The organism is Streptomyces sp. NPDC056527, from assembly GCF_042794475.1.
Classification (GTDB): Bacteria; Actinomycetota; Actinomycetes; order Streptomycetales; family Streptomycetaceae; genus Streptomyces.
The window spans coordinates 16,205-33,466 of sequence record NZ_JBHTTQ010000085.1 but is presented as its reverse complement, the minus strand read 5'-3'; the positions used below and the strand labels follow the sequence as shown (position 1 = coordinate 33,466).

Below are 17,262 nucleotides of genomic sequence, written 5' to 3'. Positions count from 1 at the left end.
ATCGTGTCGAGTCCGACACGATGACGGCGCGGGTGTTTCTCCGCCCGGGCGGTTCGCCTCCGCCTGTCGGTGGTGGACCGGCTCAGGCCGCCGGGGGAGTGATCGTCAGGCTCTCGATGACCACGTGGTGGTCCGAGCGCGGGGTGTCGGCGACCAGGCACCACCGCCGGGCCTCGCTGCTGAAGAGGTAGTCCAGCTTCCAGCCGCCGTTGTGGGTGTCCCGGCCCGTGCGGGCCGCCCCCTGCTGGTCGCACTCCTGGTACCCGGGGGTGCCAGGACCCTGGGAGTACAGCCCGTCCGGCCAGATCCAGACGTCGGGGTTGCCCGCCCGGTCCGGCGGGTTCGCGTTGAAGTCGCCGCCGAAGGCGACCTTCGGGAAGCCGGAGACGACCTGCTTGATCTCCGCGAACTGGTCGTCGCGGTAGTCCCAGTCGGGGTGCTCCGGGTTGGCGCCCTTCGTGGACGCGTGCACATTGCAGAGCCGGACGTCGAAGTAGGTCGCCGTCGCGCACTGGAACGGCCGGTTCAGCCCGGTCCAGGGCTGGGTCGTCGGGTACTGCTGCGCGTCCGAGAGACCGGCCTTGACCACGATCGCGGTGCCGGCGAGGTCGTTGGGGTCGGAGCCGGTGCCGGTCGCGCAGGGGCTCGGGGTCCGTACGCCCTGCTGCGACCACTGGTACGGCACGAAGCTCTTGCTCCAGCCCGGGCCGAGCTTGGTCATCAGGTCGTCGAGGCCGCTCGCGCAGACCTCCTGGAGCAGGACGGCCTGCACGTAGTGGCTCTGCGTGTACTGCTTCACGACGTCGGACTTCTCGGCCGCGGTGCCGGTGCCGGTGCAGCCCCACCGCTCGACGCCGCACATGTTCCAGGTCATGACCTGGAGGTTGGTCCCCGGCGGAGGTGTCGCCGCGGGTGCGGCCTGCGCCGACGCGCCCGACACCGATGCCCCGGACAGGGCCAGGAGGGCAGCGCCGAGCGCTCCCCACAGTCTCTTCCTCAAGTGGATCCCCCATGATCGTCAAGATGACGACGGCACTCTACGGGGAGATCGACGCGGTGACGGCATAGGTGTGTTTCAGGAAGCGCAGCAGGGCCGTGGTGTCGAACTGGACGACCGCGACCCCGTCCGTCGTGTGGAACTCGACCACCGTCTGCACCCGGCCGCAGGGCCAGACACGTATGTCGCCGCGGCGTGCCGGCGCGCGCATCCCGGTCTCCAGGAGGGCGCGCGGGAAGGACCACTCGATGTTGCCGGGGAAGACGAAGCGCACGGTGGCGGGCGTCGCCTCGGGATCGAAGCGCAGGGCGACGGGGACGGCGCGAGAGAGCGGGGCGTCGGTGATGATCCGTCCCTTGGCGTGATCCTCGACTGCTCGGTCATCCGCGGTGGGGGACATCGAGTCACTCCTCACACTCGTCTTATTTACCCCCTAATGTCCCATATTTTGCGGCGCGCGCGTGGCGAGCGCTGCCCTTCTGTGATCTGTGCGCTCTTGCAAGTCCTTTGCAGGAACGCTCATCATTCGGGACGTGCATGTACCTGACGGATTCATCAACGCCCCCGTATCGGCCGCCGCCGGTGTCGTCGCCGTCGGCGCCGTCGCCGTCAGCCTGCGCGGAGCCCGACGCGAACTGGACGAGCGGGCCGCCCCGCTGGCCGGGCTCGTCGCCGCCTTCATCTTCGCCGTGCAGATGCTGAACTTCCCGGTCGCCGCAGGGACCAGCGGACATCTGCTCGGCGGTGCGCTCGCCGCGATCCTCGTCGGGCCGTACACCGGCGTGCTCTGCATCGCCGTCGTCCTGCTCATGCAGGGCATCCTCTTCGCGGACGGCGGACTCACCGCGCTCGGCGTGAACATCACCGTCATGGGTGTCGTCACGGTCGTCGTCGCGTACGCGCTCTTCCGCGGCCTCGTCCTCGTCCTGCCGCGCACCCGCCGCTCGGTGACCGTCGCCTCCTTCGTCGCCGCGCTCGTCTCCGTGCCCGCCGCGGCCGCCGCCTTCACCCTCGTCTACGCCCTCGGCGGCACCACCGACGTACCGCTCGGCAAAGTGCTCACCGCGATGGTCGGCGTCCACACCCTCATCGGCATCGGCGAGGCCGCCATCACCATGCTGACCGTCGGCGCGGTCGTCGCCGTCCGCCCCGACCTCGTCCACGGCGCCCGCGGCCTGAGCACCCCGCTCAAGCTCCGCGTGAACGGCGAACTGGTCGACGCGGCCCCGGCCACCCCGGCCGCCGACCCCGGCTCGCCGAAGAAGGTGTGGATCGGCGGTCTGATCGCCGCCCTCGTCCTGGCCGGCTTCGTCTCCTTCTACGCCTCCGCCAGCCCCGACGGCCTGGAGAAGGTCGCCGCCGACAAGGGCATCGACAAGAACGTCGAGGAGCACGCCACGGCCGACTCCCCGCTCGCCGACTACGGCGTCGAGGGCATCGAGGCGACCCGGCTCTCCGGCGGCCTCGCGGGCGTGATCGGCGTGGGCGCGACCCTCGCCGTCGGCACCGGCGCGTTCTGGATGGTCCGCCGCCGCCGTACGGAATCGTCCGGAGCGCAGGTCTGACATGGGAGCGGGGCACACGCACAAGCTGTACCGGCGGGGAGACTCGCCGGTCCACGCGCTGCCCCCGCACACCAAGCTCGTCGCCGTCCTCGCCTTCGTCGTGGTCGTGGTCTCCACGCCCCGCGAGGCGATGTGGGCCTTCGCCCTCTACGCGGTCCTGCTCGGTGTCGTGGCGGCGCTCGCCCGGATCCCGGCAGGGTTCCTGCTGCGGCGGCTGCTGATCGAGATCCCGTTCGTGGCCTTCGCGTTCCTGATGCCCTTCGTGGTCCCCGGCGAACAGACGGACGTCCTCGGGATCTCCGTCTCCGTCCCCGGCCTGTGGGGCGCCTGGAACGTCCTCGCCAAGGGCACCCTCGGCGTCGCCGCCTCCGTGCTCCTCGCCTCCACCACCGAACTGCGCGCGCTGCTCCTCGGCCTGCAGCGGCTGAAGCTGCCGCCCCTCCTCGTCCAGATCGCCTCCTTCATGATCCGGTACGGCGATGTGATCACCGACGAGATGCGCCGGATGTCCGTCGCCCGCCGCTCGCGCGGATTCGAGGCGAAGGGGGTACGCCATTGGGGTGTCCTCGCCAAGTCCGCGGGCGCGCTCTTCATCCGCTCGTACGAGCGCGGCGAACGCGTCCATCTCGCGATGGTCAGCCGGGGGTACACGGGGTCCGTACCGGTCATCGACGAGGCGACGGCCACCCGGACCCAGTGGACGTACGCCGCCGCCCTGCCGCTCGCCGCACTCCTGATCTGCCTGCTCGGATGGACGCTATGAACGCTGCCCCCTCGCTCGAGGTCCACGGCCTCGCCTACGCCTACCCCGACGGCCACCAGGCCCTCTTCGGTGTCGACCTGACCGTCGAGCGCGGCGAGCGGGTCGCCCTGCTCGGACCCAACGGCGCCGGCAAGACCACGCTCGTCCTGCACCTCAACGGGATCCTCACCGGTGGCGCCGGCACGGTCTCCGTCGCCGGAATGCCCGTCGAGAAGCGGAACCTGGCCGAGATCCGGCGCCGGGTCGGGATCGTCTTCCAGGACCCGGACGATCAGCTGTTCATGCCGACCGTCCGCGAGGACGTCGCCTTCGGCCCGGCCTCGGCCGGGCTGCGCGGCGCGGAGCTGGAGGCCGTCGTCCACCGCGCGCTGGACCGCGTCGGGATGGCCGAGTACGCGGACCGGCCGCCGCACCACCTCTCCTTCGGGCAGCGGCGGCGCGTGGCGGTGGCAACCGTCCTCGCGATGGAGCCCGAGATCCTCGTCCTGGACGAGCCCTCCTCCAACCTCGACCCCGCCTCGCGCCGCGAGCTCGCCGACGTCCTGCGCTCCCTGGACGTCACCGTCCTCATGGTCACCCACGACCTGCCGTACGCCCTGGAGCTCTGCCCGCGCTCGGTCATCCTCAGCGAGGGCGTGATCGCCGGGGACGGGCCCACGGCCGACGTCCTCGCCGACGGGGAGCTGATGGCCCGCAACCGCCTGGAGCTGCCGTACGGCTTCTCCCCCCGACCGGTCGCCTGACCGTTCCCGACCCCGGAATCGGGGGTCCCGGTCCGGCGTTGCACCATGGGGGCGCGACGGATCCGGTACGAGCGAGAAGGAGTGTGGGACGTGGACGTCCGGGGCACGGTGGCGGCGGGATTCGAGCCGGTCAGGGACGCGTTCCTGCGCAACTTCGACGACCGTGGCGAGCGGGGCGCGGCGCTCGCCGTCTACCGCGACGGGGTGAAGGTCGTCGACCTGTGGGGCGGTACGAAGGACGTCGACGGGGACGCTCCGTGGGCCGTGGACACCGCGCAGGTCGTCCGCTCGGCAACCAAGGGCGTCGCGGCGGCCGTACCGCTGCTGCTGCACCAGCGCGGTCAGCTCGACCTGGACGCGCCCGTCGGCACCTACTGGCCGGAGTTCAAGGCGGCCGGCAAGGACCGGGTGAGCGTACGGCAGTTGCTCGCGCACCGGGCCGGGCTGCCGGTCCTCGACCGGCCGCTGACGCTCGCCGAGGCGATCGACCCGGTGACCGCCCAGGCCGCGATCGCCGCGCAGGCCCCGGCCTGGGAACCGGGAACGGCCCACGGCTACCACGCCCACACCTTCAGCTGGCTGATCGGCGGCCTGGTCCACCGGGTCACCGGCCGCACCATCGGACGCTGGGTCGCCGAGGAGATCGCCCGTCCGCTCGGCCTCGACCTCTGGATAGGTCTGCCGCCCGAGGAGGCCGCGCGGGTCGGCCGCCTGGGCCCGGTGGAGGAGCTGGAGCCCGCGGACAGCGGCGCCCTGAAGCTGCGCCCCAAGCGCTCGGTCACCGAGGCCTACCGCGACCCGGACTCCCTCACCCGGCGCGCCTTCGGCGCCATCGACCCCAAGCCCGACGAGAACGACCCGGCGTACCGCGCGGCCGAACTCCCCGGCTCGGCCGGCGTCTCCACCGCCCGCGCCCTGGCCCGCTTCTACGCCGCCACCCTCGGCCCGGTCGACGGCGGCCCCCGCCTCTTCGCCCCGGCGACCCTGACCCTCGCCCGCACCGAGGAGTCCGCGGGCCCCGATCGCGTCCTGATGGTCGGCACCCGCTTCGGCCTGGGCCACATGCTCCACGGCCCGGCCTCCCCCCTCCTCGGCCCCACGTCCTTCGGCCACCCCGGCCGAGGCGGCTCCCTGGGCTTCGCGGACCCCGAATCGGGCACGGCCTTCGGCTACGTGACGAACGGCATGCGCAAGACGGTCACCGCGGACCCACGGGCCCAGGCCCTGGTGCGGGCGGTGCGGTCGGTGCTGTGACCGGCCCGTGAGGCTCCGGCCCGGTCAACTCGCGTGCAGCATCAGACCGATGCCCACCACCATCAGGCCCGCCGCCGCCACCCTCGGCCCCCCGAACCGCTCCTTGAAGAAGAGCGCTCCGATGGCCGCGCCCACGATGATCGAGGACTCCCGCAGGGCCGCGATCGGGGCAAGGGCCGCCTTCGTCTGGGCCCAGAGGACCAGACCGTACGCGCAGACCGAGAGCGCCGCGCCGAGCAGCCCCCGGACCGCGTGCGGCCGGAGCTGGGGCAGGAGCGCGGACCGGCGGGTCCACAGGGCGTACGCAGGGATGGCCAGGCCCTCCAGGACCATCAGCCACGCGATGTAGCCGAGCGGGGTGCCCGAGGCGCGCACCCCGACGCCGTCGACGACCGTGTAGCCCGCGATGGCCAGGCCCGTCGCCCCGGCCGCGAGCAGCGCCGGCCAGTCGGGGCGGCGGCCGGAGCCGCGAACTCCCCACAGGGCCAGGCCCGTCAGGCCGGCGCATGCGAACGCCACCCCGGTGAGCTGCCAGCCGTCCGGGATCTCGTCGACGAAGACGGCCGCGAGGAACGTGACGGCCAGCGGGGCCGTACCCCGCGCGATCGGGTACATCTGGCCGAAGTCGCCGAGCGTGAACGACCGCATGAGCAAGGCCATGTAGCCCACGTGCAGCACGGCCGACACGATCAGGTAGGGCCATGCCCCGGCCGCGGGCAGCGGTACGAAGAAGGCCGCGACACCACCGATCAGCGCCCCGCCGCCGGAGATCAGCGTGAAGGAGAGCAACTGGTCGCGGATCGTGTGGGCGAGCGCGTTCCAGCCGGCGTGCGTCACGGCGGCGAGCAGCACCGCCGCCGCGACCAGCGGCGTCACTTGGTCCGCTCGCGGACGTCCACGAGCGCGCCGCCCGCGTGGGCGATCAGCGCCTTGGGGTCCAGCGCGAACACCGTGTGCGGGGTGCCGGCCGCCGCCCACACCACGTCGTGGTCGAGCAGCCCCCGGTCGGCCAGGACGCGGGTCCTGGTGCGGTGCCCGAACGGCGGGACGCCCCCGATCGCGTACCCCGTGGTCTCCCGTACGACGCTCGCGTCGGCCCGCGTCACGGCCTCTGCGCCCAGCTCCTCGCGCACCCGGTCCACGTCGACCCGCGAGGAGCCGTCCATCAGGACCAGCACCGGGACCCCGTCCGCCGCGAAGATCAGCGACTTGACGATCTCGGAGACCTCGCAGCCGATGGCCTCGGCGGCCTGCGCGGCGGTGCGGGTCTCGTCCGGGAAGCGGCGGATCTCGACATCGAGGCCGAGCTCCCGAAGGGCCGCGGCGAACTGCGGGTGGGCGTGGGATTCAGGAGAGGTCATGGCCCGCACGCTAGCGGTCGGTGTACGGGCCACGCGACTCGATCGGTCCGCGACGGCGGACGTCCGGGCTCAGCCCGCCCGCAGCACGCTCGCGACCACCGGGCCCGCCGCGTCGCCGCCGTGCCCGCCCTCCTGCACGACGGCCGCGGCGGCCAGGTCGTCGGAGTAGCCGGTGAACCAGCTGTTGGAGTCGGACTGGCCGTCGACCTCCGACGAGCCGGTCTTCGCGCCCTTGACCCCGCCGACCGACGCCATCGCCTTCGCCCCCGTGCCCTCGCCGGTAGCCGTCGCCCGCATCATCGCGCGCAGCTGACGGGCCACCGAGTCCGGCAGCGAACGCGAGGCTTCGGCGAACGTCCGGCCGTCCAGCTCCTCGGACACCAGGAACGGCTGCTTGAACGTCCCGTACTTCGCGGTGGCGGTGATCGAGGCGATGTTGAGCACGTTCATCTGCACCGTGCCCTGCCCGATGTACTGCGCCGCCGCCACGCCCTGCGTCTCCTCGGGGATGGAACCGTCGAAGGAGGAGATGCCCGTCTTCCATTCGAGGCCGATCCCGAAGACGTCCCGGGCCTCCTTGCCGAGCGCGGAGTCGTCCTTGACGTCGTCGATCAACTTGATGAAGGCCGTGTTGCAGGACTTGGCGAAGCTGCGCGAGAAGGGCACGTCGCCGAGGGCGAAGTTCTCGAGATTGTGGAAGGACGTGCCGTGGTACATGACGTCCTTCGGGCACGGCGCGGTCCCGTTCGCCGTGACGAGGCCCTTCTCCAGGAGCATCGCCGCCGTGACGATCTTCAGGGTCGAGCCGGGCGCCTGCGTGCCCTGGAACGCCGTGTTGTAGCCCGCGGACGGGCTGTTGGCGACCGCCCGCACCTCGCCCGTCGACGGCTTGATCGCCACCACCGACGCCTGCCCGTACTTCTTCACCGAGCGCTCGGCCGCCGCCTGGACGGTCGCGTCGATGGTCGTCTCGAGCCGCCCGGGCTTGCCCGGGACATGGGTCACCAGGGTGGTGTCGGGGACGCCCTCGGTGTCGGACTGGACGAAGGTCTCGACACCGGGCGTGCCGCCGACCTTCGTCCCGTACTTCTCGCGCAGCTGGTCCAGGATCGGCCCGAGCGAGGGGTACTTCTCCTTGGTCAGCTCGGCGCCCTTGCGGTCGACGGCCTTGACGGCGCCCGTCTTCGCCGCGCCGGTGCGCAGGGTCGAGTTCTGGGTCAGCTTGGGGTGGATGACGCTCGGCTTCCACTCGACGAGCGGCCGCCCGGTGGTCACCCCGCGCACCACGGTCAGCTCCGAGGTGTATTTCCAGGGCTTCGACTGCCCCTCGTACGTCACGGTCGCGTCGACCGTGAACGGCACCTTCGTGCCGACCGCCGTGCCCGGGGTGATCTCGGCCTTGGAGACCTTCGCACCTTCGCGGTAGTTCAGCACGGCCGGCCCGGCCTCGACGGGGTTGTTGGTCGCCTGCGCGGCCCGGTCGGACTCACCGGCGGCCCAGGCGGCCAGGAACTCCTTCGCGGCGCTCTCGACCTCGTCCCCCGTGACGGGCCCGGATCTCTTCTCGGCCCCCTGGGTGCTCGCCCCCGAGCCGTCGTTGATCCCGCCGGCCAGCGTGTAGCCCCCGTAGAGGACCCCACCCGCGACGATGACGAACACCCCTCCGACGATGGCCACTTTCGCTCCACTGCGCACGATTGCGCTCCCCTCCCCAGGCGATCACGGAAGCCTAGGTGACAGGTGTGACACGGGTGACGGTTGTTACCGGAACGGAATGCCAGCAGTGGATGACGCCTCGCGGATCAAGGGTGCACCCGGCCCTGACCAGCAACGGAGCTGCGGATCAGGGCCGTTGGACGGCTGCTGGGCCGCCTCTGGAGCGTGATCATGGTCCCGGAGCCCCTGGTGGAGGCTCTTGACGGTTTCCGGTTCTGCCCCTCGCTGCTCGGCTTGAGGCGCGACGTGCAGAGGGTTCCCTTTGCCCGCCTCTCGCAGTCGGCGGATGATTGGAGAGAGGCCCTATAGCCGGATCGGTGATTCCTATGCAAGCCGTGATTCGTAGGCGCGCGGCCGCCGCAGTAGGGGCCTTCGCCCTCTGCGGAGCCCTTGCCGCACCAGCAGCCATCGAGGCGGCCTCGGCCGTAAGCGATAACGGACAAGTGGTCCTTCAGGACCATGTGGACAAGCCGAAGAAGCCGAAGAAGGTGAAGTAGACCGGTTGGCCGGGCGCATGCGACGACTGCGGCCCTCTGAGTTCTGAGGGTCGCCGATGGCCACCGGCAGCCATCAAGAGGGCGCAACCAGCAGTCGCGCCCCCGCGTCCAGGAGCACGGAGGCGTAGAAGTGCCTCAGCGCGCGCATGTTGTGCTCCGGGGCGGATGCGTACCGCTTGCCTTTCTCGGGCTCCGGGATGATGCCCGCGGCCGCGAGAGCGGGCTTCCACATGAAGTCGTTGAAGTGGCTCACCCGGACGCGGCCCCCTCCGGAGCCAGTGAAGATGAGTGATTTGGTCACGAGTGGCCCGTCCGGGGTTCGCCAGGGGGCGTGACCTTTACGGGCGGGCGCTTCTCCGCGTGTGCCCTGAGGGCGTCCGCCACCGTGGCGGCGACGGCGCGTCACGCACGTTGCCGCCGTTGGGTAGGGCGAAGACGAACTTCCCACGGATCCGCTTGAGTTGGTGCCCCACCGAGAGCCAGCCGTCGGCGTAGTCCAGCTCTTCTTCGGAGTGCCCGAACACCTCGCCCTGGCGAAGCCCGCAGCCGCCGGCCACATCGACGGCCGCACGCAGGTGTCTCGGCAGGGCGTCTCGAGCGGCGAACACCTGCTTCGCCGTCCAGGGGACGACGCGGAGCCGACGCTCTGCCGCCTCGCGGCTGTTCACTTCGGTCGTGTGTGTCGCCACCTGGCTCTGTTCATGAAAACGGACAGCGGATGTTCACCACTTCGGGAGGCGCAACGGTCTGCGAATGTTCGATTCGGTGAGCTTCAGGTGCAGCAGGTTTCGCTATCGTGATCATGTGACTGCATGGAGTGACCATGCGCTTGATCGCCCCGCCGGAGACTTCCGGTCGGGAGGAATGAGGTTGTGATGAGCCTTACGAGGCCCGAGATCGATTTTCCGTTCGGCGACGCTCCCACCGACCTGCTGATCGAGGACATCGTCGTGGGTGACGGCCCGGAGGCAAAGGCCGGCGCCGTGGTCGAGGTCCACTACGTGGGGGTCACCCATGAGACCGGCGAGGAGTTCGACGCCTCCTGGAATCGCGGCCAGACGTTCCGGTTCCCCCTGGGGGGCGGCAAGGTCATCGAGGGCTGGGACCAGGGAGTCGAGGGGATGAAGGTCGGCGGCCGGCGCAAGCTCACCATTCCCTCCCATCTCGCCTACGGCAACCATTCCCCCTCCCCGCTGATCCCAGCCGGGTCGGCGCTCATCTTCGTCGTGGACCTGCTCGGGGTCTGAGGCAGAACCGCTGCTGCCCGGCCTCCTCGATTGGAGCCGAGGCCAGGCGGCAGCTTCTGGATTCCGCCGGGCTCCGTATGCAGCCCCCAGGCGTGCCCTCGATCGACGCGACCACGCCCGGCTTCCGCACAGCAGCGGTCGCGAGACCAGCAGCCGTACCGGACCCCAAGTGCCATAACCCGGCCCTGAAAGACAGCGGGATCGAGGGTGACCAGTTCGCTTCCGCGACCTCTCAGGCGCCGCCGAAGGGCGGTCCTTCAGGAGGGCGCGACCGTCGGGCGCGCCCTCCTCTCACTCCCGCATGGCTAAACCCACGTGTCCAACCACATTCGATTCCGCCATTGGTCCATCGGAATCGACGTGCCCGTGTAGATCGGCCAGAAATAGATGAAGCCTCGCGAATCCCGGCCCGCACGGCCCTGACCAGTGACTCCTTCGGTGTCTGGGGCCGAAATGCCGAGGCTGGGCCGTCCCTGGGCCGTGACGGTCGCAAGCAGGGCGACCTCGGCGACCTTCGGGGCGGCTCACGGGGTACTTCCGGGGCGGCTCCCGGACCGTCGGGAGTTCGTCCGCCGGGGGGATCAGGCGCGTTGGAAGCCGTCGACGGCCATGGAGATGGTGAGGGCCAGGAAGGCGAGACCGACGGCGATGATGGCCAGGAAGACGAGCGTGCCCGCCGCCTTGGCAATCCACGATTTCGCATGGACCGGGTCGGCGGGGTTCCTCGGGTGGTAGGCGACCTTGATGGTCGGCGCGCTGCCGGAGATGTACGCGCCGCGGACCACGCCGTGCAGGTCGGTGTAGGCGTAGTCCCTGGGGCCGCGGCGCACCGCCTCGACGGTGATGCCGTACCGGGGGTAGGTCCACTCGCGGTACTGCATGGACAGGAGCGCGACCCCGAACGCGACGATGCCCACGGCGATGGGGGTGAACACCAAGAACGCGACCGCGCGGCTCACCGACTCCACGATGCCCAGGGGTACGGCCACCCCGACCGCCACCAGGCCGGTGACCCACGCCGTGAGCCTGAACGCGCGCGTGTACCAGTCGTCATCGGACCCCGCCGGCGCGCTGTCGGTGACGAGAGCCGTGCCGTCGGCCGCCCGCTCCTCCGGCAGGAGCGCGGTGACGGCGTCGGCGAACGCCGTGGCCGCCACCTCACTCACGCCCCGGACCTTGTACGTGACCGGGGTCGTCCCGGCCGGGGCGGTCAGCTCCACGGCAAGGGCACGGCCCTCGGCGCCGACTCGGCGGACGGCCTGGAGCGGGATCCGCTTCTCCTTGCGCCGCCGGCTCAGGACGAGGACGTCGTCCTGAGCCTGGAGGGTGGTACCAGCGCGGCCCCGGAGGACGGGTATCGGTGAGGTGGTGGTGGACATGAGCGTTGATAGTAGGGCGGGGACGGCTTTCAGGCGTGGGGTTACCGGTGCAGAGCCTCCACAGCCTTCCGGGTTCGCCCCTCGCTGCTCGGCATGAGGTGGGTGTACGTCCGGAGCGTGAACCCGGGGTCGGCGTGGCCGAGGTACTGACTCAGGGCCCGGATGTTCTCGCCGGCGTCCAGGAGCACGGAGGCGTAGAAGTGCCTCAGCGCGTGCATGCCGTGTTCCGGGGCGGAGGCGTACCGCTTGCCTTTCTCGGGCTCTGGGATGATGCCCGCGGCCGCGAGAGCGGGCTTCCACTTGAAGTCGTTGAAGTGGCTCACCCGGATGTGGCTCCCTCCGGAGCCAGTGAAGGTGAGTGATTTGGTTACGAGCGGCCCGTCCGGGGTTCGCCAGGGGAGCGTGACCTTGACGGCCGGGTGCTTCTCCGAGTGCGCCCTGAGGGCGTCCGCCATAGTCGCGGGCAACGGCACGTCACGCACCTTGCCGCCCTTGGGCAGGGGGGCGACAAGCCGGGACCCTGCGGCGGAGAACGAAGAGACCACGGTGTGACTGAACGCTTCAGCTGGCGGGCCTCGCCAGCTGAAGCGCTCAGGCACAGCAGGGTTTGGATCTACCCTGGACCTGCTCAGGCCGAGGCGTACGGCCCCTCGGTCGCCTTCAGCCGCTGCATGGCCGTCAGCCGGACGGCGAAGTGCACCGCGGCCGCCGCCGCGGCGATGTCCAGGATGTCGGCCGCCATCACCAGGAGCACGGCGTCCCGGACCTCGCTGGCGACTTCGGCGTCCAGGTAGCCCCGCCAGGCGTACCGGCTGAACAGGGTCGTGGTGACGAACAGGCCCCACCACAGGTTCACCGGCCAGAACGAGGCCTTGTACGGCTCACCGTCGGCCGGCAGCCGCGTGCTGGCCCCCCATATGTCGACGGCGATCCGATAGGGCATCCAGAAGTTCGCCAGCGGGATGAACCAGGATCCGATCGCCCAGCCGGGGCCGTTGCGGAACCGGTCCGGCCCCAGCACCCCGCCGTCCCGGCGCATCCAGTAAAACCAGACGATGAAGACGACCGCGCAGACGAGGAACGCGACGCTCTGGATGTGTCCCGCCCTCTGGTACAGCGCGTCGGCGTCGTCCAGCTCCTGCTGGGAGGCAAGAGCGAAGCCCCGGTCCTCGTCGATCAGCGTGTACGCCCGGACGCCGGCGTAGACGGCGAACAGGTCGCTGAAGGCGACGGCGGTGAGCAGCGCCGACACGCCAGCCAGGAGGGCGCGCGGCGACCGCGGCACCCGGTTGGGCAGCAAGGGACGTGGACGGAGATCGCTGGATGCGGACATGACGGTGGCCCCCCACAGGCACGGAAACGGATTCGCCCACGGAAGAGCGCGCTGAGGGAAGATACGTCAGCCGCGAGTAGCCCGTCCATGACAAATCCGCAGGACCGGGCCCGGCAGGGGGCGCGGTCCCGAGGGCGGCTCTTGCCTGTAGGCGGTCAGCGTCCGCAGCCCAACCTCTCTAAGCGTGTTCTGACCTGCGGTGACGCTCTTAGTGGGGTAGATCTAGCGGACGCTATGCATTTTGTTTAGCGTCCGCACGGAAAGTGCAGGTCAGTAGGGGTGAGGGGAGGGCGGCGGACGCTGCGGACGCTGTTTTCTCTCAACTCTCTAGTTTTTGAGCAGGTGGGGCTTTTCAGAGGGGGGCGGCCGTGGGTGCGCACCGCCGTCCCCGCCCTCCTGAAAAGCCTTCCTGAAGCGCCACGCAGTGGGGGAGGTCGTGCGTGCCTGCTCTGCAACGGCATTCCCAAGGCGATGGACCGTTGAGCGCACCCACGGCGAGCGAGAGCGACCCCGTGCCCCCTCTTGGAATGCCTCCCTGGCTCACGCTCGGATGCAGGGGCATGGGCGGTCTAGTGCCTACTGCCCAATCGACTGGTGAGAGCGCCTGTGTGGGCAGTAGGGGGCCGCTCTACTGCCCACTTGCCAGTAGGCAGTAGGCAGTAGAGCCCCGCAAGGCACCCGGCTACTGGGTAGTGGGGGCGACACCCCAGTACCAAGTAAGCCGCCGTGCCCCTGCTCTCGCTGAGGCCTTGGGCGCCCGAGGGTCGCCCGCCCGAAGGGCGGTCCTTCTTGCTCTTCGCTCTGACCCGCACCCGCCGGCGTCCGGGCCGCTCGATAGCGGCCACCGTCGGTCGTGCGACTACGGCCGTGGGGCCGGATCGGGGCTTTCCTTGGGCGGGCCACTATCCGCCAACGACCTGATCAGGGCCCGGATAGGGGCCTATCCGGGCCGTCCAGGGGCCGCCGGAGCCCACCGACAGCCCCCAACAACCACCAAGAGCGCGCAGCCATCAGCCGCGCCCTCCTGATGCTCCTGCCCTGCTAAACCCACGTGTCCAACCACATTCGATTCCGCCACTGGTCCATCGGAATCGACGTGCCCGTGTAGATGGGCCAGAAATAGATGAAATTCCAGACGATGAGGAGAACGAGAACTCCCGCCCCCACCGCCCCGAACGTCCGGCGCCTTTCCGACGAGCCCGGTGGGCCGATCATCGCGCCGATCATCATGGTCACCGCGAGACACAGGAACGGCACGAACACCACCGCGTAGAACAGGAAGATGGTGCGTTCCTGATAGAGGAACCACGGCAGCCAGCCCGCCGCGATTCCGCATGCGATCGCGCCCGCGCGCCAGTCCCGGCGGAAGGCCCAGCGCCACAGGATGTACAGGATCGCGAAGCAGGCCGCCCACCACAGCAGCGGTGTGCCGAGGGCCAGCACCTCCTGGGCGCACTTCTCCGTCGCGTTCGCGGGGCAGCCCGCCGTGCCCGGTGCCGGGGACTCGTAGAAGTACGAGACCGGGCGGCCCAGGACGATCCAGCTCCACGGGTTCGACTCGTACGTGTGAGGCGAGTTCAGGCCCACGTGGAACTTGTAGACCTCGGTCTCGTAGTGCCACAGGCTGCGCAGCCAGTCCGGCAGGAAGGCCCAGGTCCCGCCGCCGTTCAGCTTGTCCTGCTCCGCCGCCCAGTTGCGGAAGTACCCCTTGTCCGTGACGATCCAGCCCGTCCACGTGACCAGGTACGTGACGATCGCGACCGGCACCACCGAGACGAACGCCGGGACCAGGTCGCGCCGCAGCACCGCGGCGTACGGCCGGACCGCGCCCGCCGTGCGCCGGCCGCCCACGTCCCACAGAACCGCCATCAGGCCGAACGCGGCCATGACGTACAGGCCGTTCCACTTCGTCGCCGCCGCGAGCCCCAGCATCACGCCCGCCGCGAGCCGCCACGGCCGCCAGCCGAGCCGCAGGGTCTCCGCGATGTCCACGTCCGGCCGCAGGACCCCCTCCTCGTCCACGGGCAGCGCCCCCGCCAGCCTCCGCCGCGCCCGGTCGCGGTCGACGACCAGACAGCCGAAGGCGGCGAGCACGAAGAACATCAGCACCTGGTCGAGCAGCGCCGTACGGCTCATCACGAAGTGCAGACCGTCCACCGTCAGCAGCAGACCGGCCAGACACCCCAGGAACGTGGAGCGGAACAGCCGCCGCCCGATCCGGCACAGCAGCAGCACCGAGAGGGTGCCGAGCAGCGCCACCATGAACCGCCAGCCGAACGGAGTGAAGTCGAAGATCTTCTCGCCCAGACCGATGACCCATTTGCCCATCGGCGGATGGACCACATAGCCCGGCTCGGTGGGGATCACGACCGAGCCGGGGTCGGCGAGGATCGACTTGTCGATGTCCTTCGGCCACGCCCCCTCGTACCCCTGGTTGATCAGCGCCCAGGAGTCTTTGGCGTAGTACGTCTCGTCGAATATCACCGCGTTCGGCTTGCCCAGGTTCCAGAACCGCAGCAGCCCCGCCAGCAGCGCCACCAGCAGCGGACCGCCCCAGGCGGCGAGCCGCCAGATCACGTCCGCGGCGCCGGGAGTGACCCCGAGCAGCGACCACAGTCGCTTCGACGGCCGTGTGTACGACGGCACGAGACGCTCCCGCAGCCCCGGCCCGGCGGCCTTCGATGCGGGTGGTGCGTAGCCGAAGCGCCGCAGACGCTGCTGCCACGACGGGGGCTCTTCCACGGCGTGCTGACCCTGGAGGGCCTCGGGTGCGGTACTGGTCACCGCGCCATCGTAGGGAACGCGCCTGTGCGAGTCGCCTGTCCGGGCTGGGAGGATGACCCATGTGACAGGAACGCTGGTACTTGCAGGGACGCCCATCGGGGACATCGGGGACGCGCCGCCGCGGCTCGCGGCCGAGCTGGAGACTGCCGACATTGTCGCGGCGGAGGACACCCGGCGGCTGCGCGGCCTGACCCGGGCCCTCGGGGTGCACACCACGGGCCGGGTCGTCTCCTACTTCGAGGGCAACGAGTCCGCTCGTACGCCCGAACTGGTCGAGGCGCTCGTCGGCGGCGCGCGGGTGCTGCTCGTCACCGACGCGGGGATGCCGTCCGTCTCCGACCCCGGCTACCGGCTCGTCGCCGCCGCCGTCGAGCAGGACATCAAGGTCACCGCCGTCCCCGGCCCCTCCGCCGTGCTGACCGCGCTCGCCCTGTCCGGGCTGCCCGTGGACCGCTTCTGCTTCGAGGGCTTCCTGCCCAGGAAGGCCGGCGAGCGGCTCGGGCGGCTGCGGGAGGTCGAGAAGGAGCGCAGGACCCTCGTCTACTTCGAGGCTCCGCACCGGCTCGACGACACCCTCGCCGCGATGGCCGAGGTCTTCGGCGCCGAGCGGCGCGCCGCCGTCTGCCGCGAGCTGACCAAGACGTACGAGGAGGTCAAGCGCGGCGGCCTCGCCGACCTCGCGGAGTGGGCGAAGGACGGCGTACGGGGCGAGATCACCGTCGTCGTCGAGGGCGCCCCGGAGGCCGCGCCCGCCGAACTGGACGCCGAGGAGCTGGTGCGCAGGGTGCGGGTGCGCGAGGAGGCGGGGGAGCGTCGCAAGGAGGCGATCGCTGCGGTCGCGGCCGAGGCGGGGCTGCCCAAGCGCGAGGTGTTCGATGCCGTCGTCGCGGCAAAGAACGCGGCTGCGACGGGCCCCGGAAAAGGTAAAGGGCTATCGTGAAAAGCAAAGCGAAACCCGCGCGGCGGGCCTCCTGAGGGCCTGAGAGCAAGGGAACGCCAAAGAGCGTTCCATTGTTCGTCCGGCGCTGATGCGCTCCGGCCCGAAAAGGCGTCCACTGGATCGGTGGAGAGGAGCTGGCATGAGTGAGATCACCGGCACCGGCATACCCGTCGCCCACGAGGCGTACGCCTTCGCATGCATGAGGTGCGGGTACGGCTGGGAGCAGGCGTACGACATCGAGCACCACGTCGACGCGGCCGGCCAGGAATTCATCGTCTACAAGGCCGGCGGCGAACGGGTCCCCTCGCCGCTGTCCAGCCCGACCTGCATGAACTGCGGCGGCCATGTCGTCCGCATCATGCGCGCGGGCCAGGTTTCATCGGTCCTCGACTCTTGGGAACAGGCCTACCATCCGCGCGCGGCCGGAGCCGCCGAAACAACCGGGGCGAAGCGGCCGGTCACGCCCGCCGGCCCGATCGGCCTGGCGGGGCCGATCGGCCAGGACCTCGAACGGGGCGAGGCGCCGGAAGGTGACGCTCCCGGCCCGGTGTACGTGAAGGAATCCCGCAGGCGCCATCTGTCGGACCTCTTCCACCGCAAGCCCCCGGCGTCGTAGCCGCGGCACCGGAACGACCGACGACGACCGGCCCGTGGGCCACCGGCTCCACGGCCGGCCGCCCCAC

Annotated in this window: 17 protein-coding genes and 1 pseudogene; 7 read left to right on the top strand and 11 right to left on the bottom strand. The window is 70.6% G+C overall.

Annotated features, from left to right (window positions below; translation table 11 throughout):
- Window positions 1–82 precede the first annotated feature (82 nt).
- Together ACFQ7Q_RS29380 and ACFQ7Q_RS29375 are read right to left on the bottom strand one after the other, a co-directional pair.
- Complete coding sequence (locus tag ACFQ7Q_RS29380) at window positions 83–1,000, bottom strand: endonuclease/exonuclease/phosphatase family protein (RefSeq protein ID WP_383560264.1); 918 nt, start codon at window positions 998–1,000, stop codon at window positions 83–85.
- A 37-nt stretch (window positions 1,001–1,037) separates the two neighbouring features.
- Window positions 1,038–1,397 (bottom strand): SsgA family sporulation/cell division regulator, encoded by a 360-nt coding sequence (locus tag ACFQ7Q_RS29375; RefSeq protein WP_383560263.1) that lies wholly within the window; start codon window positions 1,395–1,397, stop codon window positions 1,038–1,040.
- A gap of 133 nt (window positions 1,398–1,530) precedes the next feature.
- Between ACFQ7Q_RS29375 and ACFQ7Q_RS29370 the strand changes: the two genes are divergently transcribed.
- Genes ACFQ7Q_RS29370 through ACFQ7Q_RS29355 form a run of 4 tightly spaced genes read left to right on the top strand, consistent with a single transcriptional unit; the run spans window position 1,531 to window position 5,322 of the window.
- Window positions 1,531–2,562: an energy-coupling factor ABC transporter permease gene (locus tag ACFQ7Q_RS29370; RefSeq protein WP_383560261.1), complete on the top strand. Its 1,032-nt coding sequence runs from the start codon at window positions 1,531–1,533 to the stop codon at window positions 2,560–2,562.
- A gap of 1 nt (window position 2,563) precedes the next feature.
- A complete protein-coding gene (cbiQ, locus tag ACFQ7Q_RS29365; RefSeq protein WP_383560259.1) occupies window positions 2,564–3,325 on the top strand; it encodes a cobalt ECF transporter T component CbiQ in 762 nt (253 codons plus the stop codon).
- Window positions 3,313–4,068, top strand: a complete 756-nt coding sequence (locus tag ACFQ7Q_RS29360) for an energy-coupling factor ABC transporter ATP-binding protein (protein ID WP_383560258.1) — start codon at window positions 3,313–3,315, stop codon at window positions 4,066–4,068. The genes cbiQ and ACFQ7Q_RS29360 overlap by 13 nt, the downstream gene beginning before the upstream one ends.
- Window positions 4,069–4,113: 45 nt before the next feature.
- The gene (locus tag ACFQ7Q_RS29355) at window positions 4,114–5,322 is read left to right on the top strand and encodes a serine hydrolase domain-containing protein (protein ID WP_383560257.1); all 1,209 of its coding nucleotides are present in this window, start codon (window positions 4,114–4,116) and stop codon (window positions 5,320–5,322) included.
- A 24-nt stretch (window positions 5,323–5,346) separates the two neighbouring features.
- Here ACFQ7Q_RS29355 and ACFQ7Q_RS29350 read toward each other — a convergent pair whose 3' ends face one another.
- From ACFQ7Q_RS29350 to ACFQ7Q_RS29330, 5 genes are all read right to left on the bottom strand, one after another.
- Entirely contained in the window at window positions 5,347–6,198 is an 852-nt protein-coding gene (locus tag ACFQ7Q_RS29350; RefSeq protein WP_383560256.1) for an EamA family transporter, read from the bottom strand.
- Entirely contained in the window at window positions 6,195–6,683 is a 489-nt protein-coding gene (locus ACFQ7Q_RS29345; protein ID WP_383560255.1) for a YbaK/EbsC family protein, read from the bottom strand. Before ACFQ7Q_RS29345 ends, ACFQ7Q_RS29350 begins: the two co-directional genes overlap by 4 nt.
- Window positions 6,684–6,752: 69 nt before the next feature.
- Window positions 6,753–8,378 (bottom strand): penicillin-binding transpeptidase domain-containing protein, encoded by a 1,626-nt coding sequence (locus tag ACFQ7Q_RS29340; RefSeq protein WP_383560254.1) that lies wholly within the window; start codon window positions 8,376–8,378, stop codon window positions 6,753–6,755.
- Between the two features lie 591 nt (window positions 8,379–8,969).
- Window positions 8,970–9,149, bottom strand: a complete 180-nt coding sequence (locus ACFQ7Q_RS29335; protein WP_383560252.1) for a hypothetical protein — start codon at window positions 9,147–9,149, stop codon at window positions 8,970–8,972.
- 85 nt (window positions 9,150–9,234) lie between these two features.
- Window positions 9,235–9,564, bottom strand: a complete 330-nt coding sequence (locus ACFQ7Q_RS29330) for a hypothetical protein (RefSeq protein WP_383560251.1) — start codon at window positions 9,562–9,564, stop codon at window positions 9,235–9,237.
- 207 nt (window positions 9,565–9,771) lie between these two features.
- Between ACFQ7Q_RS29330 and ACFQ7Q_RS29325 the strand changes: the two genes are divergently transcribed.
- On the top strand, window positions 9,772–10,143 hold the full coding sequence (locus tag ACFQ7Q_RS29325) for an FKBP-type peptidyl-prolyl cis-trans isomerase (protein WP_383560249.1): 372 nt from the start codon (window positions 9,772–9,774) through the stop codon (window positions 10,141–10,143).
- Between the two features lie 581 nt (window positions 10,144–10,724).
- Here the strand turns inward: ACFQ7Q_RS29325 and ACFQ7Q_RS29320 are convergent.
- From ACFQ7Q_RS29320 to ACFQ7Q_RS29305, 4 genes and pseudogenes are all read right to left on the bottom strand, one after another.
- Window positions 10,725–11,522: a hypothetical protein gene (locus ACFQ7Q_RS29320; RefSeq protein WP_383560248.1), complete on the bottom strand. Its 798-nt coding sequence runs from the start codon at window positions 11,520–11,522 to the stop codon at window positions 10,725–10,727.
- A gap of 41 nt (window positions 11,523–11,563) precedes the next feature.
- Window positions 11,564–12,037, bottom strand: a pseudogene (locus ACFQ7Q_RS29315) (tyrosine-type recombinase/integrase); the annotation flags it as partial.
- A 113-nt stretch (window positions 12,038–12,150) separates the two neighbouring features.
- A complete protein-coding gene (locus ACFQ7Q_RS29310) occupies window positions 12,151–12,855 on the bottom strand; it encodes a DUF4328 domain-containing protein (protein WP_383560246.1) in 705 nt (234 codons plus the stop codon).
- Window positions 12,856–13,896: 1,041 nt separating this feature from the next.
- On the bottom strand, window positions 13,897–15,639 hold the full coding sequence (locus tag ACFQ7Q_RS29305; RefSeq protein ID WP_383560245.1) for a dolichyl-phosphate-mannose--protein mannosyltransferase: 1,743 nt from the start codon (window positions 15,637–15,639) through the stop codon (window positions 13,897–13,899).
- Window positions 15,640–15,691: 52 nt separating this feature from the next.
- Between ACFQ7Q_RS29305 and rsmI the strand changes: the two genes are divergently transcribed.
- Together rsmI and ACFQ7Q_RS29295 are read left to right on the top strand one after the other, a co-directional pair.
- On the top strand, window positions 15,692–16,579 hold the full coding sequence (gene rsmI, locus ACFQ7Q_RS29300; RefSeq protein WP_383560243.1) for a 16S rRNA (cytidine(1402)-2'-O)-methyltransferase: 888 nt from the start codon (window positions 15,692–15,694) through the stop codon (window positions 16,577–16,579).
- A gap of 139 nt (window positions 16,580–16,718) precedes the next feature.
- Entirely contained in the window at window positions 16,719–17,195 is a 477-nt protein-coding gene (locus ACFQ7Q_RS29295; protein ID WP_383560241.1) for a hypothetical protein, read from the top strand.
- Window positions 17,196–17,262: the final 67 nt, after the last annotated feature.